The following is a 24,834-nucleotide window of genomic DNA, read 5'->3' on the forward strand; positions in this document are numbered from 1 at the left end:
GTCCGGTGCGACAACAGCAAGCCGGCGGCGCGATCAGATCGCTGCCGCCGGCGCCGCGTGCTCAGGCCAGCTTGATCTCGCGCAGCCGTTCCATGAGGTATTCGTGCGAGGTGATCGACGTGCTGTAGCGGCTCGGATTGTCCGGCGTAATGCAGGAGGCCAGCGGATCCAGCACAACGTCCGGATTCGGATGCAGGAAGAACGGTACTGAATAACGCGGCTTGCGCGCGAGTTCGCCTGGCGGGTTGACCACGCGATGCGTCGTCGACGGATAGACGTGGTTGGTCAGGCGCTGCAGCATGTCGCCGATGTTCACGACGATGGTATCGGCGTCGGAGGTAAAGGGAACCCAGTCGCCCGTGCGCGACTTCACTTCGAGGCCCGCCGCGCTCGCGCCGACCAGCAGCGTGATGAAATTGATGTCCTCGTGCGCGCCGGCGCGCACGTTGGGAATGTCGGGCGCGGTGATCGGCGGGTAGTGGATCGGCCGCAGGATCGAATTGCCCTCGTCGGTCTTGTCCTCGAAGAAGCTCTCCGGCAGACCGATGTGCAGGGCCAGTGCACGCAGCACGCGCGTGCCGAGCTGATCGAGCGCGTCATAGAGACCATAGCCGTAGTCGCGGAAGCCGGCGATTTCGGTCGGCCACAGGTTCGGCGGCATCACGTCGGCGAAGCGCGAATCGCGCGGGATCTCGCGGCCGATGTGCCAGAACTCCTTGAGATCCGGATATTTCGAGTCCTTCGCCGTCTCAACGCCAAACGGCGTATAGCCGCGCGCGCCGCCGCTGCCGGCCAGGTGGTACTGCATCTTGGTATCCGCGGGCAGCGCGAAGAACTGGCGGAAGCGCTCATAGGCACCGTCGATCAGTTCTTTGCTGATGCCATGGCCGCGGATACCGGCAAAGCCCCATTCGCGGTAGGCGGCGCCGAGCTCGGCGACGAACGCGTCGCGGTCGGTGTCATAGCGGCGGATGTCCAGGGTGGGAATGGCTGACATGAGGAATTCCTGCGTAGTGGCCAGGACGGCGCGGACGCCGCTGCGGATGCGCCACCGCCGCGGCAGCGCGTAGGTATCCGTCGCGACGTAAGCTCGGATCGGATACCCGCCAGGATCAGACGAGTTCGTTGGCCGCGGATTCTACGGCGCGCGCAAGCCGGCCGGCCAGCGCATCGACCAGCGCCGCATCGGCCGCCTCGATCGTGACCCGCACCAGCGGCTCGGTGCCGGAGGCCCGCAACACCAGACGCCCCCGGTTTTCCAGTTCGCGCTCGACCACGGCGCGCTCTGCAAGCACCAGAGGATGGTCGAGCAGGCGGCCGGCATTGGCGACGCGCACGTTGCGCGTGATCTGCGGCAGACGCTCCCAGCCGGCGCAGCAGGCGGCCAGCGTCTCGCCGCGGCGCACCAGCACCTCGAGCACCTGCAGCGCGCTGACGATGCCATCACCGGTCGACGCGCTGTCCAGGCAGAGGATATGGCCGGAAGTTTCGCCACCGAGCACGCCGGCGCTTTCCTTGAGCAGGCGCATCACGTGGCGATCGCCGACCTTGGCGCGCAGAAACCCGATGCCCGCGGCGCCGAACGCGCGCTCGAGGCCGTAGTTGGTCATCAGCGTGCCGACGACCGGCCCGGTCAGGCGTCCGCTGCGCTGCCAGTCGCTGGCGAGCACGTAGAGGATGTCGTCGCCGTCGACGAGGCGCCCCTGATGGTCGACGAACTGCAGGCGGTCGCCATCGCCGTCGAAGGCGATGCCGAGGTCGGCGCCCTGCTCGATCACGGCGCGCTGCAAGGCAGCCGGACTGGTCGAACCACAGTCGCGGTTGATGTTCAGGCCGTCGGGCTGGGTGCCGATGGTGGTGATGCGTGCGCCGAGCTCCTCGAACAGCTTGGGCGCGACCTGGTATGTCGCGCCGTGGGCGCAGTCGATCACGAGCTTGAGCGAGCGCAGGCTCAGATCGTGCGGGAAGGTCGAATTGCAGAACTCCGCATAGCGTGTGGCCGCGTCGTTGACGCGCGCGGCCTTGCCGATGTGCTCGGATTCGACCGTCACGAACGGGGCTTCGAGTTCGCGCTCGATCGCCTCCTCGACGTCATCGGCGAGTTTTTCGCCGGCAGCGGAGAAGAACTTGATGCCGTTGTCCTGGTGCGGATTGTGCGAGGCGCTGATCACGATGCCGGCGCTCGCGCGCAGGCTGCGCGTGAGATACGCCACGGCCGGCGTCGGCATGGGCCCGAGCAGTCGCACATTGGCGCCGGCGGCGACGAGTCCAGCCTCGAGCGCGGATTCGAACATGTAGCCGGAAATGCGCGTGTCCTTGCCGATCACGACGGTCGCCTCGCCGTCGGAGCCGGCCAGCACCTTGCCCGCCGCACGACCGAGCTTCAGCATGAACTCGGCCGTGATCGGCCATTCGCCCACATGGCCTCGGATGCCGTCGGTGCCGAAGTACTTGCGCTTGCTCATTGCGACTGCCTGGAACGGCCCGCGCGCGGCGGCGGCGGGAACCGGGCCGCCTAGTGTGCCGGCCCGTAAGTTTCCGAACAAGAAATTCCGGATGGATTTCGCCACGAGACTAGACGCGGCGAGGAGGCGTACTTGCAGTACGGCGACGAGTCGCAACGACGTATCGTGGCGAAAGACGCCGGAATGTTCGGAAACTTATGGGTTGGCACACTAGCTTGCCAGACTGAGGCACGTCCGGCCACTTTCGGGCTCTTCCGCCCGGCAGCGACCCGCCCGAAACGATCGCCGCGTGAACAACCGAACATTGTTCGCTTTTATCAGCAGCGTCGTTTTTCAGGACCAGCAACGCGCCGCACTCGCGGAAGACGACGACGCCGCAATCCCGCGGCAGGGACAGGCGTTGCCGATCAGGAGAAACGTCATGCCTCGGCAGACTCGCAACACCCCGAAGACCACGCAGCTCGCGCAGGCCCTCGTGCTCGCTTTCGCCGCCGCTGCGGCGCAGGCCGCGTCGCCCGGCGGCGACGCGCCGTCGCGCGTCGATACCAGCGCGCTCGACGCGGCCACGCCGGTATCGCGACTCATCGTCACTCTCGATTCGCGAGCCGATACGGCGACGTTGCGCGGCGAACTCGACCGCGTCGGCGCGACGTTCGGCCGCCGCTTCGACATCGTGCGTCAACTCGCGACCGGCGCGTGGCTGATCGAAGCGCAGGACGGCACGAAAGCCGGCGCCGCGACACTTGCCGGCGCCGAAGCCGCGCTCGTCATGGAAGAACTCGCGCGCAGCGCGTCGGTCGCGGCGATCGAGCCCGATCGCCTGCTGACGCACACGTTCACGCCGAACGACGACCGCTATCCGGACCAGTGGGCGTATTTCCGTTCGCGCTTCGGCACGAATGTCGCGGGGGCCTGGCACTACTCGACCGGCAGCGGCATCAAGGTCGCCGTGATCGACACGGGCATCACGCCGCACAGCGATCTCGACGCGAACGTCGTCGGCGGCTACGACTTCATCACGAGCGCGACGACCGCGCGCGACGGCGACGGCCGCGATCCGAATCCGAACGACGAAGGCGACTGGTACGCGGTCGGCGACTGCGCAGCCGATCCGAACGGCAGCGAGAACTCGAGCTGGCACGGCTCGCACGTCGCCGGCATCGTCGCCGCGGCTACCAACAACAGTTTCACGGGTACGGCCGGCATGGCCTACGGCGCGAAAGTCGTTCCGCTGCGCGTACTCGGCCGCTGCGGCGGTTCGCTGTCGGACGTCGTCGACGCGATCATCTGGGCGTCAGGCGGTTCGGTCACCGACATTCCGGCCAACACGAACGTGGCACAGGTCATCAATCTGAGCCTCGGCGGCCAGGGCAGCTGCAGCGCGAACATGCAGAGCGCGATCAACACGGCCGTTGGCAACGGCACCGTCGTCGTCGTCGCCGCCGGCAATTCGGCCGCGAATGTCGCGAACTTCACGCCCGCCCGCTGCAACAACGTCGTCGCGGTTGCGGCGACGACGACATCGGGCGCGCTCGCCGCGTATTCGAACTATGGCGACAAGATCGACGTCGCCGCGCCGGGCGGCATCCTGTCCACCGTCAACACCGGTACGACCGTACAGGTCGCCGAAGGCTACAAGACGCTCAACGGCACCTCGATGGCCGCGCCGCAGGTCGCCGGCCTCGCGGCGATGATTCTCGCGCAGGACTCGTTCACGCCGCAGCAGATCGAGAACCTCATGAAGTACAACGGCACCGCGGCCCTCGACTGCGCCTTCGATTCGGTCAAGTCCTGCGGCTGGGGCCTCATCGATGCGCTGCACACGCTGCGCGCGGTCGGCCAGGGCTACGACGGCACTGTCGCCGCTAGCCCCAGTCCGGCCAGCTTCTTCAAGCCGACATTCTTCGAGAACGCCAACAACTACCACCTCGCGCCGAATGTCACGGAGCTCGTGCCGAACACGGCCTGGGGTCAGTACGGCGCCAACGCGCCATCGTCACTGACGGTGAAGTTCAAGCTCATAGTGCGCGGCATCGGTGTGGTCATCGATCCGAAAAAGTACAAGATCGAGCTGATCGCACCGGACGGCAGCGTGGTCAAGGTACTGCACAACAACGGACCGAGCTTCACCTACACGCAGACCGTCGACGCCTCGAGCGAGATCGCCGACGGGCTCTGGAAGCTGCGCGTGCTCAATTCCGGCAGCGCGAACAACGTTTATATCGACAGCTGGAGCCTGCGTTTCCCGAGTGTGTTCAGCCCGCTCTAAGCGTTCAGTCGTCGTCGCCCCAGCGCACGCGGGGCGGCGACGACGTTTTCGCCGGTTTGCCGGCCCCGACCGCATTCCAGACCTTGAGCGCGTCGGCGGTGGCGGCGACGTCGTGCACGCGCACGATGGACGCTCCGCGCTGCACCGCGATCAGCGCCGCGGCGACCGACGCATGCACGCGCTCGGCCGGATTGCTGCGGCCGCTGAGCTGGCCCAGGAACGATTTGCGCGACAGCCCGACCAGCAGCGGCACGCCGAGCGTCGCGAACTGCTGCAATTCGCGCAGCAGCGCGAGGTTGTGGTCCAGCGTCTTGCCGAAACCGAAGCCCGGATCGATCAGCAGCCGCTTGCGCGGGATGCCGGCCAGTTCGCAGCCAAAGATGCGGTCCGCGAGGAATCGCTTGATGTCACCGACGACCTCGTCATAGTGCGGATCGGCCTGCATGCCGCCCGGTTCGCCCTGCATGTGCATGAGGCAAATCGGCACCTCGAGTTCAGCGGCGGCATCGAGTGCACCTTCCTGGCGTAAGGCATGGACATCGTTGATGAGCCCAGCGCCCGCGCGCACCGCGGCACGCATCACGCCGGGCTTGGAGGTGTCGATCGACAGCGGCACCGTGGTCTGCCGCGCCAGCGCCTCGATGACCGGAATCACGCGGCGCAGCTCCTCCTGCTCGGACACGGCCTGCGCACCGGGCCGCGTGGATTCGCCGCCGATGTCGAGCAGGTCGGCGCCCTGCCCGACCAGCGCGAGCCCATGCCGGATCGCGGCGTCCGCATCGAAATTCACGCCGCCGTCGGAGAACGAATCCGGCGTCACGTTGACGATGCCGCAGACCAGCGGCCGGTCGAGCGTGAGCACGCGGCCGGCGCAATCGAGGGTCGGATGGATCATGCGAAGCTCCTTGGCCGATCGCGGAAGATCACTGCGAACAAATGGAAAAGGCCGCGACTGCGGCCTTTTCCTCATCGAGACAGCGCGAGCGCTGACTCGTCGTCATTGCCATCCCAGACTCCGCCGGGGATGGCTGATGCTCACTCCGCGCCCGTCGCCGCATCCCGCGTCACCGCCGGGCCACCGATCGGGCTTTCGCCGCGCGGGCCGCTGGCCGGCGTGTTGCTCTTGGCGCTGCCGGTCCAGTCCTTCGGCGGCGGCGGCTCGCGGCCTTCCATGATCGCGTCGATCTGCGTCGCGTCGATGGTCTCGTACAGCAGCAGCGCCTTGGCCATCGCGTGGAGCTTTTCGCGGTTGTCGCTGAGGATCTGCGTCGCCTGCACGTAGGCCTTGTCCAGAATCGAACGCACGACCTCGTCGATCTGGCGCGCGGTCTCGTCGGACACGTTCTTGTGCTGGGTGACCGAGCGGCCGAGGAACACCTCGTCTTCCTGCTCGCCGTAGGCGATCGGACCCAGCTCGTCGGACAGGCCCCACTTCGTGACCATGTTGCGCGCCATCTCGGTCGCGCGCTTGATGTCGTTGGACGCGCCGGTGGTCACCTTGTCCGCACCGAAGATGAGTTCCTCGGCGACGCGGCCGCCGTAGAGCGAGCACAGGTTGCTGTTGATGAACGTGCGGTTGTAGCTGTAGCGATCGCCTTCCGGCAGGAACATGGTCACGCCCAGCGCGCGACCGCGCGGGATGATCGTGACCTTGTGCACCGGGTCGTGCTCGGGCATCAGGCGGCCGACGATCGCATGACCGGCTTCGTGGTACGCCGTATTGCGCTTTTCGTCCTCGCTCATCGCCATGGAGCGCCGCTCGGCGCCCATCATGATCTTGTCCTTGGCGCGGTCGAAGTGACTCATGATCACTTCGCGGCAATTCTCGCGCGCGGCGAACAGCGCCGCCTCGTTGACGAGGTTCGCCAGATCCGCGCCGGAGAAGCCCGGCGTACCGCGCGCGATCACCATCGGCTCGACATCGCTTGACACCGGCACCTTGCGCATGTGCACCTTGAGGATCTGCTCGCGGCCACGCACATCGGGCAGCGGCACGACGACCTGGCGATCGAAGCGGCCCGGACGCAGCAGCGCCGGGTCCAGCACGTCCGGCCGGTTGGTCGCGGCGATGACGATGATGCCTTCGTTGCCTTCGAAGCCGTCCATCTCGACCAGCAACTGGTTCAGCGTCTGCTCGCGTTCGTCATGACCGCCGCCGAGACCCGCGCCGCGATGACGGCCGACCGCGTCGATTTCATCGATGAAGATGATGCAGGGCGCATGCTTCTTGGCCTGCTCGAACATGTCGCGCACACGCGCAGCGCCGACACCGACGAACATCTCGACGAAATCGGAACCGGAAATCGTGAAGAACGGGACTTTGGCTTCGCCGGCGATCGCCTTGGCGAGCAGGGTCTTGCCGGTGCCGGGCGAGCCGACCATGAGCACGCCGCGCGGAATCTTGCCGCCGAGCTTCTGGAACTTGCCCGGATCGCGCAGGAAGTCGACGAGCTCCTTCACCTCTTCCTTGGCCTCGTCGCAGCCGGCCACGTCGGCGAAGGTGATCTTGACCTGGTCCTCGCCCTGCAGGCGCGCCCGCGAACGGCCGAAGCTCATCGCGCCGCGGCCGCCACCGCCGGACTGCATCTGGCGCATGACGTAGATGAGGAAACCGATGAAGATCAGGAACGGCGCCCAGTTGACCAGGATGCCGAGCAGCGAGAAGCCGTTGTCGGTCGGCTCGACGCGCATCTTGTCGACCTTCTTCTGCAGCTCGGCAATGTTCGCGTCGGTCAGCAGCGCCGTCGTGCGCACCGAACTGCCGTCCTTGAGCTTGGCCTCGATCGTGCGGTTGTCGTTGTGCACCAGCACTTCGGCGACCGAATTGTGCTCAACCTTGTCCATGAAGTCGGAATAGGCGAGATCCTGCGTGCCCGTCCCGCGCGGGTTGAAGCTTTGGAACACCGTCAGCAGGACCACCGCGATGATGAGCCAGAGCAGCAGGTTCTTGGCCATGTCGTTCATCAAAACACTCCTTACGCGCGCCGGCCTCGGGCCAGTGCATAGACTTCGTTGGATCGTGCCCGCGAAGCCTTGGGTTTACGGATGCTGACGCGGGTGAATGCCGTCCGCAAGTTCCTTACGTAATCGTCGAAACCAACGCCGTGAAACAACTTGATCAGGAAATCGCCGCCGGGCTTGAGCCATCGACTGGCGAAGTCCAGGGCCAGTTCCGAAAGGTGCATGGCACGTGTCTGATCGACCAGGTCCACGCCGCTCATATTGGGGGCCATGTCCGACAGCACAAGATCCACCTGCGTGCCTTGCAGTCGCGCCTCGAGTTCCGCCAGGACACTGTCCTCGCGGAAATCGCCGCAGATGAAATCGACGCCAGAGATGCCCTGCATCGGCAGGATGTCGAGCGCGACGATACGGCCGCGGTTCTTGAGCTTTTCGTTGACCAGTTGCGACCAGCCGCCCGGCGCGGCGCCCAGGTCGACCACGGTCATGCCCGGCTTGAGCAGGTCGTCGCGCTCGATCAGTTCGTCCAGCTTGAACACGGCGCGCGACCGGTAACCTTCGGCCTGAGCCTTCTTGACGTAAGGGTCTTTGAAATGTTCGTGCAGCCAGCGCTGGCTGCTCTTGCTGCGTGACGACATGAGGGTTGGGCGGGCCGGTGCGGGCCGCAGGGTCGACGGCTGCGCATGATACCCTGTACGCCTTGCCTGCGGTGCAGCACCGCGTCCTTGCCCAGATCCCATGCCCTTGAGCAATAGCCAGCGCCGCTACCTGCGCGGTCTCGCCCACGACCTGAAACCCGTCATCCTCGCCGGCGCCAAGGGCGTCACCGACGCGCTGATCCAGGAATTCACCCTGGCCCTGGACCACCACGAACTCGTCAAGGTGCGCATCCCGGCCGAAGACCGCAGCGATTTTGCCGCCCAGGCCGGCCGGCTGGCCGAGGCCACCGGCGCGGAAACCGTACAGACCATCGGTCGCACCGCGGTGTTTTTCCGCCGCAACACCGAAAAGCCGGTCATCGCGCTGCCGCGCTGAGTCCGCCATGCAGCTGTCGCTGAACCGCCCCGGCGAATACCTGTTCGTGCGCAAGGTCGCTGCCGAGGCCGTCACCGTCGTCGACCGCGACTTTGCCGGCAGCTTCATCCTGGCGCCAGACCGCGCCATCGAGGGCTGGCCCGTCAGGACGGTGTCCGATATCGATGAGACCGCCATCGCGCCGATCCTCGAACTCAAGCCCGCCGTGCTGATCCTGGGCACCGGTCCGCGCATCGTGTTCCCGGCCCAGTCGGTACTGGCCGAATTCCTGGGTCGCGGTATCGGCATCGAAGTCATGGACAACGCCGCAGCGGCACGCACCTTCAATGTGCTCGTCAGCGAAAGCCGCAAGGTCGTGGCGGCCTTCATCCTGCCCTGAAGTCCGGCTAACCCTTGCCCGTCATCCCTTCGGCTTCGCCGATGCGGCGCAGCCGCACCAGTGCCTCGACCTGAATCTGCCGCACGCGTTCCCGGGTGAGGCCCAGCTCGGCGGCGATTTCGGCCAGCGTCTGCGCCGCGTGGCCAGCCAGTCCGTAGCGCCGTTCGACCACGAGCCGCTGCCGAGGCGTGAGCTTGGCCAGCCAGCCCGGCAGGCGCACGTCGGCCAGTTCGACCAGTTCGCGGCTTGCACCGGCGTGGCCGGTTTCCGCCGCCAGCTGTTCGACCAGCGCACGGTCGTCCGCATCGGACATGGGCGCGTCGAGCGAGCGGATTTCCTCGGTCACGCAGAACAGCGCCGAGACCTCGGAAACCGACTTGTTCAACGCCGTGGCCAGTTCGTCCTGGGTGGGCTGTCGTTCCAGCGCGAGCACCAGCTCGCGCCGCGCGCGCAAAGCCTGGGCCAGTTCACGCAGTACGTGGACCGGCACGCGCACGGTGCGCTGCTGCATCAGGGCGCGCTGCACCGATTCGCGAATCCACCAGGTCGCGTAGGTCGAAAAACGCAGGCCGCGCATGGCATCGAATTTTTCGACCGCGCGGATCAGGCCGAGATTGCCTTCCTCGATGAGATCCAGCAGCGGAACCCCGCGCCCGACATAGCTGCGCGCGACCGCGACGACGAGACGCAGGTTGGCCTCGATCATCTGCCGGCGCGCCTCGGTATCGCCGGCCATCACGCGCTCGGCAAGGCGGCGTTCGCCGACCGCGTCGAGCAGTGGTATCAGTCCGATCTCGTTGAGGTAGGCGCTCGTGGAATTGCGCGCCTCGTCGCCCTGCCGCGGCTCGACGACGTCGAGCAAAGCCAGCATGTCATCGGCGTCCAGCGAGGGTTCTTCGCGCCCGGTCGAACTCATTGCGCCAGCATACTCTCAGGGAGTCCGAAACAAGTTATGAGACTGCCGTTCTTTGATCTGCACCAGATCTCCACAACCCCGCCAAACGCTGCGCGTTTGGCCGCCCCCTTGACTCAAGGGGGCTCCAAAAGCGAAGATCTGTTCCGTCGCGTTCAGAGATTTCCCGGCAGTGGCGAGTGACGATAGGCGAGAAAAGACCAGAAGTCAGCCACGCCCTGGCCTCACTGTTTTCTCGCTCCCCTCCCCTCGTTTCTCGCATCACCGCGCCGGCAGGTACTCGAGCGGGTTCACCGGCTTGCCGTTGCGGCGTATTTCAAAATGCAACATTTCCCTATTGGAACCGCCCATCTCGGCGATGGCCTGACCGGCCTTGACCGTGTCGCCTTCTTTGACGAGTCGCTTGCGGTTGTGGCCGTAGGCGGACAGGAACGAGGTCGAGTGCTTGACGATGACGAGCTCGCCGTAGCCGAGCAGCCCGTTGCCGCTGTAGACCACGGTGCCATCGGCGGCAGCGGCCACGCTGGCGCCGGCGCTACCGGCGATATCGACGCCCTGGCGGGTCTGGTCGCCGCTGACGAAGGTGCCGACGACCTTGCCGCTGGCCGGCCAGCGCCAGCTCACCCCGCCGCTGTTGAGCACGGGCGTGACCGGGCCCGGCGTGGCCACCGCCGTGGTATTGGCGCCGGGCGCGAGCGCGCCGCTCCTGGACGGCACGGCGACGGGATCGCCGGCAGGCGTCGACGGAGCGGGAACCGGCACCGGCGCAATCGCCGGCGTCGGAACGGTCGCGGCGGCAACCGAGTTGGCCGGCGGCTTGTTGACGGCAGCGGGCGCTGCCGTGACGCGCTCGTTGCTCGGGGGTGTGGCGTTGCGCACGGCGCGCGGGTCGACACTCGCGTTCGGCGCAGGCCTGCGTGGCGCTTCGGGCAGTGCGGTGATGGTGACCTGACCCGCCGGCGGCGCCGGCACCGCGCTCACCGCGACCTGTTCCTTCGGCGGCGGATCGGCGAGCTTGAGCTCCTGGCCCACGAAGATGCGGAACGGACTTTCGATGCGGTTGATGCGCGCGAGTTCGCGGTAGTCCAGCCCGTTCTTGAACGCGATCGAATACAAGGTGTCGCCTGCGACGACCTTGTGGATCGCCATGATCGGGCCGCTGCGCGGACTGCGCACGGGCTCGGCCGGCGGAGGCCGCCGCTCCTGCAGCGCGATGTCTTCGACCGGCGCTGGCGGCGTGCTTGCGCAGGCCGTCAGCAACAGGGCCAGCGACAGGGCCGCGGCGGCCCTGTCCTTCGTCGCAGTGTTGCGCTTGAGGTGCATTACCTGACCTTCCTCAGTGCCGCAGCTGCAGCCAGATCACGAGGCCGATGATCAGCGCCACGATCGCCCAGCCCAGCCACTCGATGTACTTGTGCAGCAGGGCCTCGGCCTTGGGGCCGCCGAGGCGGATGGCGCCGGTCAGCAGATACACGCGCTTGCCGCGGCCGATAATCATTCCGGGAATGAACGCGATCATCGGCACGCCGACGATCCCCGATGCCCAGGTGAAGATCTTTAGCGGAACCGGGATGAACCCCGCGAGTACGAGCATGACGAACGCGGCCCAGGCGCTGCCGGCGACCTCCGTACGCAGCTTGCCGACCATCTCGTCGATGCGCGGCAGCCAGCCCAGCGCCTCGAACACCGGCCGCAGCGCCTCGAACGCGTAGTGCCCGAGCACGTAGCCGACGAGCGCGCCAAGCAGCGAAAACACCAGGCTGATCGTCGCATAGCGGATCCAGTGCCGCGGCCGCGCCAGCGTCATCGGCGCGAGCATCACCTCGGGCATGACCGGGAAGATGATGGCCTCGACGAAGCTCAATCCCGCGAGCAGGCGCTCGGCCTGCGGATGCGCGGCCCATACCAGGGCCTTCTCGTATAGCGGCTTGAACAGTTTCATGCGGTATTCGTTCCCTGAGTCCCGGATCCGTTGCAGCGATCGTTCAAAGCACACCGCCCAGCAACGGCACGAAGCTGACTTTGCACAGCACCTCGCGCAGTCGCGCATCGCCATCGGGGCGCACGCGCACGAGTTGCTGGCGCCCCGCCGCGCCGACCGGCGCGACGAGCACGCCCTCCGGCGCCAACTGATCGAGCAAGGCGTTCTCGAGATCGACACCGGCGGCGGTCAGCACGATGGCGTCGAATGGCGCTTCCTCGGGCCAGCCCAGACGCCCGTCGTCGTGCTTGGAGCGCACGTTGGCGATGCCGAGCTTGCGGAAGCGCCGGCGCGCGTTGCGCAGCAGCTCCTCGATGCGCTCTACCGTGTAGACCTGCTCGACCAGACCCGCCAGCACGGCGGCCTGATAGCCCGAACCCGTGCCAATCTCCAGCACGCGTCTGGGCGCGCCGAATTCGAGCAGCGCCTCGCTCATGCGTGCCACGACCCAGGGCTGCGAGATGGTCTGGCCCTGGCCGATCGGCAAGGCGGAGTCTTCATACGCGCGCGTGGCCAGCGCTTCCTCGACGAACAGGTGGCGTGGCAGCTGGCGCATCACGTCGAGCACGCGGCGGTCGCGGATGCCGTCGGCCTGCAGACGCTCGATCAGCCGGTCGCGCGCGCGCTGGGACGTCATGCCCAGCCCGCGGGCTTCGGGTGTCAGGCGCGAATAGGCGGTCATGCGTCGCCGAATGCCGGATGCGGCAGGCTGGTCACCCAGCCGGCGACCTTTTCCAGCGCCTGGTAGCGGGTCAGATCGACCTGGATCGGCGTGATCGAGATCGAACCTTCGCGCACGGCGTGGAAATCGGTGCCGGGACCGTCGTCCTCGGCCTCGCCGGCCGGGCCTATCCAGTAGATCGTGCGGCCGCGCGGGTCGCGCTCGCGGATACACGGCGCGGACCGATGGCGCCGCCCCAGGCGTGTCACGGCGAAGCCGCGGATCTCGTTCCAGGGCCGGTCCGGCACGTTGACGTTGAGGATGGTGTCGGCCGGCAGCGGGTCGACGAGCAGGCGCTGCATCAGCACGAGGGCGGCCTGGGCGGCGGTTTCGTAGTGCTCGGCCTGGTGGTTGTGGCAGGCCAGCGAGACCGCGATCGCGGGCAGGCCGAGGAAGCGGCCTTCCATCGCCGCCGAGACGGTGCCGGAATAGATCACGTCATCGCCGAGGTTGGGCGCGTTGTTGATGCCGGAAACGACGATGTCGGGCTGGAAATCGAGCAGTCCCGCCAATGCCAGGTGCACGCAATCGGTCGGCGTGCCCGCCACGCTGTAGCGGCCATCCTCCAGGCGGTTGACGCGGATGGGCTGGTCCAGGGTCAGCGAATTGCTGGCGCCGGAACGGTCGCGGTCCGGCGCGACGACCGTGACGCTGCCGACGGCGGCCAGACGCGCGGCCAGGATGCGTATGCCCGGCGCGTCCACGCCGTCATCGTTGGAAACCAGAACTCGCATGCCGTGCATCCGCGGAAACAGGCGGAAAGTTTAGCGGAATTCGCGGCGCTCTCACCCGCGGATGACGTAAGGTGGCGTGGGTCGTACCCGTTCCGGCTCCCAGGAATCCCGTCCGCCATGCGCAACCGCTCCCACCTCTCACCGCTGGTCACCGACGAGGACCGTGCGCTGTTCGAGGAAGCGATAGGCCCCGTGCGCCGCCATACGGCGGCGGAGCCGCTGCGCGAAAAGCCGCGGCCGGCGCCGGAGCCGCGCCAGTTCGAGCTGGACGAGGCGCGCGTGCTCGACGAACTGATGACCATGCACATTGATCCGGCCGAGATCGAGGTCGGCGAGGAGCTCAGCTACCTGCGCGACGGCTACCGGCCCGATGTGCTCAAGCGCCTCAAGCGCGGCAGTTTCAGCGTGCAGGACGAGATCGACCTGCATCAGATGACGGCGGACGTGGCGCGCATGGCGGTCTCGGGCTTTCTGGCCGAGGCGCACCAGCGCGGACTGCACTGCGTCAAGCTGATTCACGGCAAAGGCCTGCGCTCGCGCGCGGCTGGTCCGGTCATCAAGCGCCTGGTGGACAAGATGCTGCGCCAGCGCGACGACGTGGTCGCCTTCGCGTCGGCCCGCTCCGAGCAGGGCGGCACCGGCGCTGCGCTGGTGCTGCTGCGGCACAAGCGCTGAACAGCGCCCCAGGGCCGATGCGCGGTCGGCCCGGTTGCGCCTGCGCTGATCAGTCCTTCTTGTCGGCTTCCTTCTGCCCCTTGCGTGGCAGGTTGACCCAGGTGACGCTGTAGCCGCGGTCATTGGCCCATTTGTTCACCGAGACGATCTTTTCCTGATCGACCTGATAGTCATACTGCGTCTTGGCCACACGCGTACCGCCCGAGCCCGCGCAGCCGCCGAGGGCCAGGCCGGCGACCGCAATCGCTGCGCTGCAAAAAAATACACTTTTCATGACGACCTCCTGACAGGTACTGGATGGCGCGCCGGTATTCCCGACGCCGTGTGAATCCAGTATAGGAAGCGTGGCGAGGGGCGGAAGCAGAGTGCGCCCAACTCGTGATTTCCGCTACAGCCGGTTCCGCTGGCGGCTATTCCTGCACCGCATCAGACTCGGCCGTGCCGTCCAGGCGCGCCAGTTCGCGCAGCAACGTGGTCGCATAGCAGCCGGCCGGCAGCGCGAATTCGAGCTGCAGCGTGTCCGCATCCCAGTGCCAGGCCAGTTCCTGGGCGAACAGGCGCAAGCTGCGCCGTTCCTGCGCGAGCCCGGCTGCCGCGAGGCCTTGCGCGAGACCCGCATGTGCTTCCGCGACTGCCTGCTCCAGCGCCGCGACGGTAGCACCGCTGCGCAGGCTGCCTTCGCCCCAGAGCACGCCGGTCGTGTGGATGTCGCCGCGCTGCAGACGCGATTCCAGTTCCGCCGTCAGTGCTTCGGGGCCGAAGATGCTGTGACTGCCGTCGAGCATCCATACCTCGCCGTCCAGGCTGCGATCCCAGCTGTCCTGTTCCACACGCCGTGCCAGCACGGCGTTGAAGATCTGCGCGCGGGCCGCCGACAGCAGCATGCCGCGTTCGTGCCGCGGCACGCGGCGGCCGTCGAACATGGCCTGCGCGCGCGCGGCGTTGTCGCCGTCGCGGCCGAAACGCTGCTCACCGAAATAGTTCGGCACGCCGCGCGCGGCCATGCCCGCAAGACGCTGCTGCGTGGCGTCGCGGTCGCCGCTGACGTCGCGCAGCAGGATGCGGAAGCGGTTGCGCTTGAGCGCGCCGCGCTTGAGCTTGCGCCCGTGCCGTCGTGCCTCGAGCACGCGGAACTCGTCACTGGCCAGCGTGCTCCAGTCCAGCTCGCGCTTGAGCGGCACCGGTACCGAGAACGTCTGCCGCGTCACCGCATGGCGGTCCTTCAGACCTGCGAAGCTGACAACTTCGGGGGCCACGCCGGCGAAGCGCGCGAGCGCGCGCGCCACCCATTCGGTATTCGCGCCGCGTTTTTCCACGCGCAGGAATACATGCTCGCCGCTGCCGTCGGGGGCAAAACCGAGGTCTTCGTCGACGAAGAAATCCTCGGGCTGCGCGCGCAGGCGCGCCGACAGCGGCGGTCCGCCGAGTGCATACGGCCAGTGGCTCATGCGGGATCCCGGCGCAGCAGCGCGACCGCCATCGCGGCGATGCCTTCGCCGCGGCCGGTGAAGCCCAGCCGCTCGCTGGTCGTGGCCTTGACGCTGACCGCATCGATCGTGCAACCCAGGTCCTCGGCCAGCAGCGCGCGCATCGCGGCTGCATGCGGCCCTACCTTGGGCCGCTCGGCGATCACCGTGACGTCCGCATTGCCCAGCACGTAGCCGTGGCTGCGCATCAGCTCGCGGCAGTGGCGCAGGAACACGCGGCTGTCCGCGCCGCGCCAGCGCTCGTCGCTGGGTGGGAAATGCACGCCGATATCGCCCAGCGCCAGCGCGCCCAGCAGCGCGTCGCAGAGCGCGTGGATGACAACGTCGCCGTCCGAATGCGCGACCACACCGTGCGTATGCGGCACGCTCACGCCACCGAGCACGACATGATCGCCGGGGCCGAACGCGTGTACGTCGAATCCTTGTCCGATACGCATCATTTTCCGCAATCCCTTATTTCGCAAATCGAAGCACGCTCCATTCCTGCAGCGGCGCCCCCAAAGCCCTCCCCTTCAAGGGGAGGGTTGGGTGGGGATGGTGTTTCGGCTCTCGTCACCAAAGCGAACTGCTATTCAGTTCGCCCGCGCCAGCAGAAACTCCGCCAGCGCGAGATCGGCCGGCGTCGTCACCTTGATGTTGTCCTCGCTGCCCTCGACCAGCAGCGGCGCATGACCGGCCCGTTCCATCGCCATCGCCTCGTCGGTGACATCGATGCCGGCCGCCGCTGCGTCGGCCAGTGCGGCTTCCAGCGCGCCGCGCGGAAACAGTTGTGGCGTCAACGCGCGCCAGCGCGATTCGCGCGGCTCGGTCGCAGCCACCCGGCCCTGCGCATCGGCCCGCTTGAGCGTATCGCGCAACGGCGCGGCGAGCAGCCCGCCGCCGGCCGGTACGGCCTCGTCGATCAGGCGCGAGATATCCGCCGCACGTACGCAGGGCCGCGCGGCGTCGTGCACGAGCACGGCATCCTCTTGCGCAACGGAGGCCGGCAGCGCGCGCAGTCCGGCCAGCACGGAATCGGCGCGTTGCGCACCGCCGCTCGCGCGCAGCAGCGGCTTGCCGAGCACCTCGATCAGACCGTGCGCCCAGCTCGCGTCATCAGCCGCGATCACGAGCATCAGCCCGGCGATGCGCGGATGCGCGGCCAAGCGCTCCAGCGTCTGCAGCAGCAGCGGCTTACCGGCCAGCTGCAGGTATTGCTTGGGCACGTCCCCGCCAAAACGGCGGCCGCGGCCAGCGGCCGGCACTACGCACCAGAGCCCGCTCATGCGCATCCGCTCATTTCTGCTGCGGCGGCGTTGGCGCGTCGGACGCTGCCGGTTCGACGACCTGATAGAAGGTCTCGCCCGGCTTGACCAGGCCCAGCTCCGAGCGCGCGCGCTCCTCGATCGCGTCGCGGCCTTCCTTGAGATCCTGCACCTCGGCCTGCAACGCGTCATTGCGCGCCTTGAGCGCCTCGTTTGCCCTGCGCGTCTCGGCCACCGTCTGGCGCAAACTGTCCACGTCGCGCACGCCGCCAGTTCCCGTCCACAGCTTGAGCTGCAGGCCGATCAGCAGGATCAGCAGGATCAGCGCGGCGTAGCGCATCATGGCGGGTCGCCTCAGCGAAACAGGTCGGGCAGGTTCGGGAAGGCCTGCTTGCCCGCATAGGTCGCCGCCGTGCCCAGGGCCTCCTCGATGCGCAGCAGCTGGTTGTACTTCGCGACCCGGTCGCTGCGGCACAGCGAGCCGGTCTTGATCTGCGTCGCCGTGGTCGCGACTGAAATGTCGGCGATCGTGGTGTCCTCGGTCTCGCCGGAGCGGTGCGAGACCACCGAGGTATAGCCAGCCGCCTCGGCCATCGCGATGGCTTCGAGCGTCTCGGTCAGCGTGCCGATCTGGTTGACCTTGATCAGGATGGAATTGGCGATCTGCTTCTCGATGCCCTGACTGAAGATCGCCGTGTTGGTCACGAACAGGTCGTCGCCGACGAGCTGAATCTTCTTGCCGAGCTTGTCGGTCAGTACCTTCCAGCCGTCCCAGTCGCCTTCGGCCATGCCGTCCTCGATCGTGATGATCGGATAGCGCGCGCACCAGTCGGCGAGGAAATCGGCGAACTGTTCGGAGCTCAGGCGCTTGCCTTCGCCGGACAGGTTGTACTTGCCGTTCTCGAAGAATTCGGAGCTGGCCACGTCGAGGCCGAGGTAGACGTCTTCGCCGGCCGTATAGCCGGCCTTGGCGATGGCTTCGAGGATGGTCTCGACCGCTTCCTCGTTCGACTTCAGGTCCGGCGCGAACCCGCCTTCATCGCCGACCGCGGTCGACAGGCCGCGGCTCTTGAGCACGGATTTCAGTGCATGGAAGATCTCGGCGCCGCAGCGCAGCGCTTCGGAGAAGCTCGCGCAGCCCACCGGCAGCACCATGAATTCCTGCATGTCGACGTTGTTGTCCGCATGCGCGCCGCCGTTGACGATGTTCATCATCGGCACCGGCAGGCGAGCCGGCCGCGCACCGGCGAGATGCTTCCACAGCGGCAGTCCGCGCGCCGCGGCGACCGCATGCGCGTTGGCCAGCGACACGCCGAGCAGCGCGTTCGCGCCGAGATGGTTCTTGTTCGGCGAACCATCGAGCGCGATGAGCTTGCGGTCCAGCGCATTCTGGTCGGCCGCATCGAAACCCATGAGCGCGGACGCGATCGTCGTGTTGACGTTGCCGACCGCCTTGGTCACGCCCTTGCCGAGATAGCGCGTCTTGTCGCCGTCGCGCAATTCCACCGCCTCGCGCGAGCCGGTCGACGCGCCCGAGGGCACGGCGGCGCGGCCGGTATGGCCGGTCGACAGCGTGACTTCCGCTTCGAGCGTGGGATTGCCGCGGGAATCGAGGATTTCGCGGGCGTGGATCTTGGTGATCGTGGTCATTGGCAAGGAGACTCGTCAGGTCAAAGAGAAAGGAAGTAGTAGAACAGGATGGCAAGCGCCACGGCGCCCACGCTCACCACGATGCGATACAGGCGCGCGCCGCGCCGCTGGATATCGATCGTCGTCTGTTGCGCCTGCAGCGAACGCTGCGCCGTCTCGCGATGCAACGCGATCAGTTCCTGCTGACCGTCGCGGATCTCACGCAGCAGTTGCACCACCTGTTCGTCCTGCATCGGAAGCTCCTAGGCCTGCGTTTCGAGGAAGCCATTGCGCTTGCCGATGCGGTCGAGTTCGACCAGCGTCTCCAGCAACGCCTCCATCTTGCCCAGCGGCCAGGCATTCGGCCCGTCGCTGAGCGCCTTGTCCGGATCCGGGTGCGTTTCCATGAAGATACCGGCGATGCCGACCGCGACCGCGGCGCGCGACAGCACCGGCACGAATTCGCGCTGGCCGCCGGACTTGCCGTCGGCACCGCCGGGCAACTGCACCGAATGCGTCGCGTCGAACACGACCGGGCACCCGGTATCGCGCATCACCGACAGGCTGCGCATGTCCGACACCAGGTTGTTGTAGCCGAAGCTCGCGCCGCGCTCGCAGACCATGATCTGCTCGTTGCCGGTGGCCTTGGCCTTGGCCGCAACGTGTTTCATTTCCCAGGGCGACAGGAACTGCCCTTTCTTGATGTTGACCGGCTTGCCGGCACGCGCGACGTTCTGGATGAAGTCGGTCTGGCGGCACAGGAAAGCCGGCGTCTGCAGCACGTCGACGACGCTCGCGACCTCGTCCATCGGCGTGTACTCGTGCACGTCGGTGAGCACCGGCACGCCGAGCTGGCGCTTCACCGCGTCGAGCACCTTGAGGCCTTCCTCGATGCCGGGACCGCGGAAACTCGTGCCCGAGGTGCGGTTGGCCTTGTCGAAGCTCGACTTGAAGATGAAGTTGATGCCGAGCCGGCCGGTGATTTCCTTCAGCGTGCCGGCCGTGTCCATCTGCAGCTGCAGCGATTCGATCACGCAGGGTCCGGCGATCAGGAACAGCGGCTGGTCCAGGCCGACTTTGAATCCGCACAGGTCCATGCTCATGCGCCGGCCGCCTGGGCGAGGCGCGGTGCGTTGCGCACGATCTTGTATTCGCGCGCAGCCTGCACGAAGCCGATGAACAGCGGATGCCCGTCGCGCGGCGTGGAGGTGAATTCCGGATGGAACTGGCAGGCGAGGAACCACGGATGATTCGGCAGTTCGATCACTTCCACGAGCAGGTCGTCCATCGACTTGCCGGCCATGGTCAGGCCCAGGTCCTCGAACTGCTGGCGATACATGTTGTTGAATTCATAGCGATGGCGATGGCGCTCGCGGATCACGTCCTGCCCGTACAGCTTGCGCGCGAGCGAGCCGGCCTTGAGGCGGCATTCCTGCGCGCCCAGGCGCATGGTGCCGCCGAGGTCGGACGCCTCGGTGCGTTTTTCCACGTCGCCCGCGGCGGTGCGCCATTCGGTGATCAGGCCGATGACCGGATGCGCGCAGTTCTTCTCGTTCTCGCTCGAATTGGCGCCTTCCAGGCCGGCGATGTTGCGCGCGAAATCCACGACCGCCGCATGCATGCCGTAGCAGATGCCGAAGTACGGCACGCCGTTCTCGCGCGCCCAGCGCGCCGCGGCGACCTTGCCTTCGAAGCCGCGCTTGCCGAAACCGCCGGGCACGAGCACCGCATCGCAGTCCTTGAGCACGCTGCCGCCTTCGGCCTCGACCTGCTCGGACTCCAGCCAGCGCAGGTTGACCCGCGTCGACTGTTTGATGCCACCGTGGCGCAGCGCTTCGCCGAGCGACTTGTACGCGTCCTTGTGCTCGACGTACTTGCCGATGATCGCGACGGTGACCTCGTCCTTGGGGTTTTCCACCGCAGCAACGACGCGATCCCAGGCCGACAGGTCGGCCGGGCCGGCATCCAGGCGCAGGTGGTCGATGACGAGGCGGTCGAGGCCCTGCTGGTGCAGCCAGGACGGCAGCTGGTAGATCGTGTCGACGTCCATCGCGCTGAGCACAGCGCGTTCGGGAACATTGGTAAAAAGCGCAATCTTGCGCCGTTCGCTGTCGGGCACCGGCTGTTCGCAGCGCAGCAGCAGGATGTCGGGCTGGATGCCGATGGTGCGCAGTTCCTTGACGGAATGCTGGGTCGGCTTGGTCTTGATCTCGCCGGCGGCCTTGATGTACGGCACCAGGGTCAGGTGCATGAACAGGCACTTTTCCGGACCGTGTTCGATGCGGATCTGGCGAATCGCCTCGAGGAACGGCAGCGACTCGATGTCGCCGACGGTGCCGCCGACCTCGACCAGCGCGACGTCGTAGCCGCGCGTGGCCTCGTAGATGCAGTGCTTGATCTCGTCGGTGATATGCGGAATCACCTGCACCGTGCCGCCAAGGTAGTCGCCACGGCGCTCCTTGCGGATCACGGACTCGTAGATCTTGCCGGTGGTGATCGAATTGCGCCCGGTCAGGCGCGTACGCACGAAGCGTTCGTAATGGCCCAGGTCCAGGTCGGTCTCGGCACCGTCGTCGGTGACGTAGACCTCGCCGTGCTGGAACGGACTCATGGTGCCCGGGTCGACGTTGATGTAGGGATCGAGTTTCATCATCGTCACGCGCAGGCCGCGGGCTTCGAGGATGGACGCGAGAGAGGCGGCGGCGATGCCCTTGCCTAGCGAGGACACCACACCACCGGTAACGAAGATCAGAGGGGTCATGAGCAGCGGGGATGGCTGGAAAACCCGATTTTACCGGCATCGGGGCGCAACCGCGAGCGACGTGACGAATCCTCACTGGCCATCGAACCACTGCTGCGCAAACCCGATGCAAGGAGCAACCGGGTTACTCCGATTGACTGCCCGGGAATGTGCGCCCTCTTCGGGGCCGCGCTGCGCCCGCTTACACTCGCGCGAAGACACCGCCCAAGGCGAGGAGCGCCGATGGTTCGCCGACATGCTCTGGACTTTTTCTGTTCGATTCCTCTGATAACACTGGGTTTTTTTCTGGGATACGGGTTTCGGTGGCCCGGATGGGCTGTCCTGGTGTTCTGCCTGCTGTGGTTGTTGCTGATTGACGTGTCGCTTCAGATGCTTGCCAGGAAGCTGCGCAACGCCATGGCTGCGCGCCTGAGCCTGTTGGTAGGCGGCCTGATCGCTCTCGCGCTGTTCCTGTGGCTGTTCGGCAGTTGGCGCTCCGCAACATGAGGCTCGGCAACCGGAGCGGCAGCGGCTTGTGCTCCCCCCGCAGAGATTGCTAGCGTGGCCGGCTGCCCCGAAACCCCGGCATTCCGACCATGAGCACCAGCGAACGTCTGCGCGACCTGCGTGCTTCCCTGACGCGGCACGGTGTCGATGCCGTCATCGTTCCCACGGCCGATCCGCACCTGTCCGAATATCTGCCGGCACGCTGGCAGGGGCGCCAGTGGCTGTCGGGTTTCTCCGGTTCGAGCGGCACGCTGGTCGTGACGGCCGATTTCGCCGGGATCTGGACCGATTCGCGCTACTTCGAGCAAGCCACGCAGGAATTGGCGGGCAGCGAGGTCAGCCTGATGCGCCTGACGACACCGCACCGGCCCGAGCATGTGGACTGGCTCTGCGCCCGGCTCACGTCCGGCCAGACCGTCGCTGTCGCCGGCGACGTGCAGGCCCTGGGCATGCAGGACCTGCTGCAGCCGCGTCTGTCCGCCCGCGGCATAGTGCTGCGCACCGACCTCGATCTGATCGATGCAATCTGGGACGACCGGCCACCGCTGCCGTGCGATCCGGTGCGTGAACACGGTGCCGACTACGTCAGCTCCAGCCGCGAGGAACGCCTCGCCCGGGTACGCGCCGCGATGGCACAGGCCGGCGCGACGCATCATCTGGTGTCCTCGCTCGACGACGTGGCCTGGATCACCAACCTGCGCGGCAGCGACGTACCGTACAACCCGGTCTTTCTCGCCCACCTGCTGATCGGCCCGGACAAGGCCATCCTGTTCGTCCCACCCGGCAAGATCACGCCGGTGCTGGGCCGCCAGCTCGCCGCCGACGGCATCGTGCTGGCCGACTACGCCGCGGCCACGACCGCACTCGCCACGCTGGGCGCCGGCGACTGCATCCTGCTCGACCCGCGCCGCGTCGTGCATGCGCTGGCCGCCGCCGTCGCCGACGAGGTCCGCGTCGTGCAGCAGATCAATCCGAGCCAGCGCTTCAAGGCGATAAAGACGCCGGCCGAACTCCAGCACATCCGCGCCGCCATGCGCCACGATGGCGTGGCGCTGGTGCGATTCCTGATCTGGCTCGAGCAGCACATCGGCACCACCCCGCTGACCGAACTCGACGTCGCCGCGGAGCTGAAGCGCCAGCGCGAAGCGCAGCCGGATTTCGTCGGCGAGAGCTTCGCCACCATCGCCGGCTACATGGCCAACGGCGCACTGCCGCACTACCGCGCAACCGCGCAGAGCCACGCCACGCTGTCGCCCAGCGGTCTGCTGCTGGTCGACTCCGGCGGCCAGTACGAAGGCGGCACCACCGACATCACGCGCACGATCGCGCTCGGCGACACCACGCCGGAGCAGCGCCGCGACTACACCCTGGTGCTCAAGGGCATGATCGCGCTGTCGCGTGCGCGCTTTCCGCGCGGCACCACCGGCCAGCAGCTCGATGCGCTCGCGCGTGCGCCGATCTGGGCCGAGGGCATCAACTACGGCCACGGCACCGGCCACGGCGTAGGTTATTTCCTCAACGTACACGAAGGGCCGCAGTCGATACGCCCGCCCGTGCCCGGCGAAACCGGGGAGCCGCTGCTGCCGGGCATGGTCACCTCGAACGAGCCCGGCATCTACCGCCCGGGGCGCCACGGCGTGCGCATCGAGAACCTGATCGCGACGGTGTGCGCCGGCGACGGCGAATTCGGTGAATTCCTGGCGTTCGACACCTTGACCCTATGCCCCATCGACACGCGCCCCATCGTCACCGCACTGCTGACCACGGCCGAACGCGACTGGCTCGACTGGTATCACGCCCAGGTCGAAGCCGAGCTCGCGCCGCTGCTGGACGCCGATGCGCAGCGCTGGCTGGCGCTGCGCTGCGCGGCGCTGTAGGCCGATCGCCATGACCTCTGTCCTTCCGCGCCGCCGCGTCCTCGTCGTCGCCGGCACCCGCCCCGAATGCCTCAAGCTCGCCAGCGTCGTCCGCGCGCTGCGGGCGCAGCCGGTGCTGGACACGCAACTGCTCAACAGCGGCCAGCACCAGGCCATGGTCGAGCGCACGTTCGCCCAGCTCGGCCTGCACTGCGATCTGACGATCAGCCAGATCGCCGCCGCATCGCTGTCGCATGCGCTGACCGCGCTGCGCGAACGGATCCGCGATACCGCCCGCGCGCAACGCAGTGCACTCGTCGTGAGCCAGGGCGATACCTCGACCGCGTATGCCGCCGCGCTCGCCGCACGCGATCTCGGTCTGCCGCTAGCCCATGTCGAGGCCGGCCTGCGCACGAACCATCCGTATCGGCCGTTTCCGGAAGAACTGTTTCGCCGCCGCATCGCGCCGATCGCGCGCCTGCATTTCGCGCCGACCGCGCATGCCGCCGCCAACCTGCGCGGCGAAGGCATCGCGGCCGAACGTATCTTCGATGTCGGCAACAGCGTGATCGACCTGCTGCGCGAGCAGGTCGAGGACACGCGGCCGCTGGCCCTGCCCTTCCTGCCCGACACGCCGCGGCATGTCGCGCTGACCCTGCACCGGCGCGAGAACTACGGCCGCGGCCTCGACATCGTCTGCGCCGCCGTGCTCGAGCTGCTGGCGCGGCACGCCGACGTCGGCGTGGTCTGCCCGGTGCATCCGAACCCCGCCGTCGGCCATCGCATCCGCCGGCATCTGTCGGGGCATCCACGCATCAGCCTCGTCGAACCGCTGGACTACCGTCCGTTCATCGCCCTGCTCGCGCACGCGCGCCTGGCGATAACCGATTCCGGCGGCATCCAGGAAGAAGCGCCCTATCTCGGCACGCCCGTGCTGGTCGTGCGCGAAAACACCGAACGGCCGGAAAGCGTCGCGCTCGGTGCGGCAACACTGGTGCCGCTGCGCACCGACCGCATCGTGGCCGAAGCCGATCGCCTGCTGTCGACGCCACCGGCGCCGGCGCTGGCCTTTACGCGCGACGCGCCGTACGGCGATGGCCGCAGCGGTGAGCGCATCGCACAGACGATCGCGCAGTTTCTCGCCTGAGTTTTCGCGCCCGGATTTTCGCGCGGATTTTTCCCGCGCGGCGATGCCGCCGTGCGTAGCGCATCGACGAACTCACGCTACCATGTGCGCC

25 protein-coding genes and 2 pseudogenes are annotated in these 24,834 nt (G+C 67.2%); 7 read left to right on the forward strand and 20 right to left on the reverse strand.

The window, feature by feature from the left end; translation table 11 throughout:
* Positions 1 to 61: 61 nt before the first annotated feature.
* Both RUU78_RS12320 and glmM read right to left on the reverse strand, forming a co-directional pair.
* A complete protein-coding gene (locus tag RUU78_RS12320) occupies positions 62 to 997 on the reverse strand; it encodes a 2-oxoglutarate and iron-dependent oxygenase domain-containing protein (protein WP_313916994.1) in 936 nt (311 codons plus the stop codon).
* Positions 998 to 1,112: 115 nt separating this feature from the next.
* Positions 1,113 to 2,465 carry a phosphoglucosamine mutase gene (gene glmM / locus RUU78_RS12325; protein ID WP_313916996.1) on the reverse strand — a complete coding sequence of 451 codons (1,353 nt, stop codon included), beginning with the start codon at positions 2,463 to 2,465 and terminating at the stop codon, positions 1,113 to 1,115.
* Between the two features lie 421 nt (positions 2,466 to 2,886).
* Here glmM and RUU78_RS12330 point away from each other — a divergent pair, with 421 nt between their 5' ends.
* The gene (locus RUU78_RS12330; protein ID WP_313917000.1) at positions 2,887 to 4,734 is read left to right on the forward strand and encodes a S8 family serine peptidase; all 1,848 of its coding nucleotides are present in this window, start codon (positions 2,887 to 2,889) and stop codon (positions 4,732 to 4,734) included.
* A gap of 4 nt (positions 4,735 to 4,738) precedes the next feature.
* Here RUU78_RS12330 and folP read toward each other — a convergent pair whose 3' ends face one another.
* The 3 genes from folP to rlmE form a co-directional block, all read right to left on the reverse strand.
* Complete coding sequence (gene folP, locus RUU78_RS12335) at positions 4,739 to 5,629, reverse strand: dihydropteroate synthase (protein WP_313917002.1); 891 nt, start codon at positions 5,627 to 5,629, stop codon at positions 4,739 to 4,741.
* A 140-nt stretch (positions 5,630 to 5,769) separates the two neighbouring features.
* Positions 5,770 to 7,698, reverse strand: coding sequence for an ATP-dependent zinc metalloprotease FtsH (gene ftsH, locus RUU78_RS12340; protein ID WP_313917004.1), 1,929 nt, complete (start codon positions 7,696 to 7,698; stop codon positions 5,770 to 5,772).
* 11 nt (positions 7,699 to 7,709) lie between these two features.
* Complete coding sequence (gene rlmE / locus RUU78_RS12345; RefSeq protein ID WP_313917006.1) at positions 7,710 to 8,333, reverse strand: 23S rRNA (uridine(2552)-2'-O)-methyltransferase RlmE; 624 nt, start codon at positions 8,331 to 8,333, stop codon at positions 7,710 to 7,712.
* A gap of 100 nt (positions 8,334 to 8,433) precedes the next feature.
* Here rlmE and yhbY point away from each other — a divergent pair, with 100 nt between their 5' ends.
* Both yhbY and RUU78_RS12355 read left to right on the forward strand, forming a co-directional pair.
* Entirely contained in the window at positions 8,434 to 8,730 is a 297-nt protein-coding gene (yhbY, locus tag RUU78_RS12350) for a ribosome assembly RNA-binding protein YhbY (protein WP_313917007.1), read from the forward strand.
* A gap of 7 nt (positions 8,731 to 8,737) precedes the next feature.
* The gene (locus RUU78_RS12355) at positions 8,738 to 9,109 is read left to right on the forward strand and encodes an MTH938/NDUFAF3 family protein (RefSeq protein ID WP_313917009.1); all 372 of its coding nucleotides are present in this window, start codon (positions 8,738 to 8,740) and stop codon (positions 9,107 to 9,109) included.
* Positions 9,110 to 9,116: 7 nt separating this feature from the next.
* Here RUU78_RS12355 and RUU78_RS12360 read toward each other — a convergent pair whose 3' ends face one another.
* The 6 genes and pseudogenes from RUU78_RS12360 to surE form a co-directional block, all read right to left on the reverse strand.
* Positions 9,117 to 10,025, reverse strand: a complete 909-nt coding sequence (locus RUU78_RS12360) for a sigma-70 family RNA polymerase sigma factor (RefSeq protein WP_313917012.1) — start codon at positions 10,023 to 10,025, stop codon at positions 9,117 to 9,119.
* A gap of 258 nt (positions 10,026 to 10,283) precedes the next feature.
* Positions 10,284 to 10,733: pseudogene (locus RUU78_RS12365) on the reverse strand (peptidoglycan DD-metalloendopeptidase family protein); the annotation flags it as partial.
* 312 nt (positions 10,734 to 11,045) lie between these two features.
* Positions 11,046 to 11,345 (reverse strand): annotated as a pseudogene (locus tag RUU78_RS12370) (LysM domain-containing protein); the annotation flags it as partial.
* A gap of 13 nt (positions 11,346 to 11,358) precedes the next feature.
* A complete protein-coding gene (locus RUU78_RS12375) occupies positions 11,359 to 11,964 on the reverse strand; it encodes a DedA family protein (RefSeq protein ID WP_313917014.1) in 606 nt (201 codons plus the stop codon).
* Between the two features lie 43 nt (positions 11,965 to 12,007).
* On the reverse strand, positions 12,008 to 12,685 hold the full coding sequence (locus RUU78_RS12380) for a protein-L-isoaspartate(D-aspartate) O-methyltransferase (RefSeq protein ID WP_313917016.1): 678 nt from the start codon (positions 12,683 to 12,685) through the stop codon (positions 12,008 to 12,010).
* The gene (gene surE / locus RUU78_RS12385; protein ID WP_313917018.1) at positions 12,682 to 13,458 is read right to left on the reverse strand and encodes a 5'/3'-nucleotidase SurE; all 777 of its coding nucleotides are present in this window, start codon (positions 13,456 to 13,458) and stop codon (positions 12,682 to 12,684) included. The genes RUU78_RS12380 and surE overlap by 4 nt, the downstream gene beginning before the upstream one ends.
* Before the next feature lie 117 nt (positions 13,459 to 13,575).
* On the opposite strand from surE, the gene RUU78_RS12390 reads away from it, so the two are divergent.
* Positions 13,576 to 14,133, forward strand: coding sequence for a Smr/MutS family protein (locus RUU78_RS12390; RefSeq protein WP_313917020.1), 558 nt, complete (start codon positions 13,576 to 13,578; stop codon positions 14,131 to 14,133).
* Positions 14,134 to 14,182: 49 nt separating this feature from the next.
* Here the strand turns inward: RUU78_RS12390 and RUU78_RS12395 are convergent, their stop codons facing one another.
* The 9 genes from RUU78_RS12395 to RUU78_RS12435 form a co-directional block, all read right to left on the reverse strand.
* Positions 14,183 to 14,407 carry a hypothetical protein gene (locus RUU78_RS12395; RefSeq protein ID WP_313917022.1) on the reverse strand — a complete coding sequence of 75 codons (225 nt, stop codon included), beginning with the start codon at positions 14,405 to 14,407 and terminating at the stop codon, positions 14,183 to 14,185.
* 136 nt (positions 14,408 to 14,543) lie between these two features.
* The gene (gene truD / locus RUU78_RS12400) at positions 14,544 to 15,581 is read right to left on the reverse strand and encodes a tRNA pseudouridine(13) synthase TruD (protein WP_313917023.1); all 1,038 of its coding nucleotides are present in this window, start codon (positions 15,579 to 15,581) and stop codon (positions 14,544 to 14,546) included.
* Complete coding sequence (gene ispF / locus RUU78_RS12405; protein WP_313917064.1) at positions 15,578 to 16,057, reverse strand: 2-C-methyl-D-erythritol 2,4-cyclodiphosphate synthase; 480 nt, start codon at positions 16,055 to 16,057, stop codon at positions 15,578 to 15,580. The genes truD and ispF overlap by 4 nt, the downstream gene beginning before the upstream one ends.
* Positions 16,058 to 16,192: 135 nt before the next feature.
* The gene (gene ispD / locus RUU78_RS12410; RefSeq protein WP_313917025.1) at positions 16,193 to 16,885 is read right to left on the reverse strand and encodes a 2-C-methyl-D-erythritol 4-phosphate cytidylyltransferase; all 693 of its coding nucleotides are present in this window, start codon (positions 16,883 to 16,885) and stop codon (positions 16,193 to 16,195) included.
* Between the two features lie 10 nt (positions 16,886 to 16,895).
* Entirely contained in the window at positions 16,896 to 17,207 is a 312-nt protein-coding gene (gene ftsB, locus RUU78_RS12415; RefSeq protein ID WP_313917027.1) for a cell division protein FtsB, read from the reverse strand.
* An 11-nt stretch (positions 17,208 to 17,218) separates the two neighbouring features.
* Positions 17,219 to 18,514, reverse strand: coding sequence for a phosphopyruvate hydratase (gene eno, locus RUU78_RS12420; RefSeq protein ID WP_313917029.1), 1,296 nt, complete (start codon positions 18,512 to 18,514; stop codon positions 17,219 to 17,221).
* Positions 18,515 to 18,534: 20 nt separating this feature from the next.
* Positions 18,535 to 18,747 carry a hypothetical protein gene (locus tag RUU78_RS12425; protein ID WP_313917031.1) on the reverse strand — a complete coding sequence of 71 codons (213 nt, stop codon included), beginning with the start codon at positions 18,745 to 18,747 and terminating at the stop codon, positions 18,535 to 18,537.
* A 9-nt stretch (positions 18,748 to 18,756) separates the two neighbouring features.
* Positions 18,757 to 19,590: a 3-deoxy-8-phosphooctulonate synthase gene (gene kdsA / locus RUU78_RS12430; RefSeq protein ID WP_313917065.1), complete on the reverse strand. Its 834-nt coding sequence runs from the start codon at positions 19,588 to 19,590 to the stop codon at positions 18,757 to 18,759.
* A gap of 2 nt (positions 19,591 to 19,592) precedes the next feature.
* Positions 19,593 to 21,254 carry a CTP synthase gene (locus RUU78_RS12435; protein WP_313917032.1) on the reverse strand — a complete coding sequence of 554 codons (1,662 nt, stop codon included), beginning with the start codon at positions 21,252 to 21,254 and terminating at the stop codon, positions 19,593 to 19,595.
* Positions 21,255 to 21,578: 324 nt separating this feature from the next.
* On the opposite strand from RUU78_RS12435, the gene RUU78_RS12440 reads away from it, so the two are divergent.
* From RUU78_RS12440 to wecB, 3 genes are all read left to right on the forward strand, one after another.
* Entirely contained in the window at positions 21,579 to 21,740 is a 162-nt protein-coding gene (locus RUU78_RS12440; RefSeq protein ID WP_313917035.1) for a hypothetical protein, read from the forward strand.
* Between the two features lie 89 nt (positions 21,741 to 21,829).
* On the forward strand, positions 21,830 to 23,617 hold the full coding sequence (locus RUU78_RS12445) for an aminopeptidase P family protein (protein ID WP_313917037.1): 1,788 nt from the start codon (positions 21,830 to 21,832) through the stop codon (positions 23,615 to 23,617).
* 10 nt (positions 23,618 to 23,627) lie between these two features.
* The gene (wecB, locus tag RUU78_RS12450) at positions 23,628 to 24,743 is read left to right on the forward strand and encodes a UDP-N-acetylglucosamine 2-epimerase (non-hydrolyzing) (RefSeq protein WP_313917039.1); all 1,116 of its coding nucleotides are present in this window, start codon (positions 23,628 to 23,630) and stop codon (positions 24,741 to 24,743) included.
* Positions 24,744 to 24,834: the final 91 nt, after the last annotated feature.

The organism is Tahibacter sp., assembly GCF_032229445.1.
In the GTDB taxonomy this organism is placed as follows: domain Bacteria; phylum Pseudomonadota; class Gammaproteobacteria; order Xanthomonadales; family Rhodanobacteraceae; genus Tahibacter.